Below are 277 nucleotides of genomic sequence, written 5' to 3'. Positions count from 1 at the left end.
GATGTGATGGTCCTGAGTCCGGACAGCGATTTCTTCCGCTATATGCGTTCACCGGATTCGGCGCGTAAATAAGCCGGAGAAGGTGTAAACCTGAAGTAATAATGCGAAAAGGCGCCTGAAACAGGCGCCTTTTTTCATGCTGCGAGGGCGGGAATTAATTGCCGAGTAGCTTGTTCAGCAGGCCGCCGATCACCGGCAGGCCTGCCAGCGCACTTTCGATGGTGCCGCCGATAGTCGACCCAACGCTTTCGCCCAGGGTTTTGCCCAGGTCCGGCGC

The 277-nt window shown here is 57.0% G+C and carries 1 protein-coding gene and 1 pseudogene; one reads left to right on the top strand and one right to left on the bottom strand.

Annotated features, from left to right (window positions below; translation table 11 throughout):
- Positions 1-72: hypothetical protein (locus ACNQ0T_RS24170; protein ID WP_417930493.1), on the top strand; the 72-nt coding region annotated here is incomplete at its 5' end.
- Positions 73-154: 82 nt separating this feature from the next.
- Here the strand turns inward: ACNQ0T_RS24170 and ACNQ0T_RS24165 are convergent.
- Positions 155-277: pseudogene (locus ACNQ0T_RS24165) on the bottom strand (hypothetical protein); the annotation flags it as partial.

Source organism: Enterobacter cloacae complex sp.6700776 (assembly GCF_048284255.1).
GTDB lineage: Bacteria > Pseudomonadota > Gammaproteobacteria > Enterobacterales > Enterobacteriaceae > Enterobacter > Enterobacter intestinihominis.
This window is presented reverse-complemented; position numbering and strand designations above follow the sequence as displayed.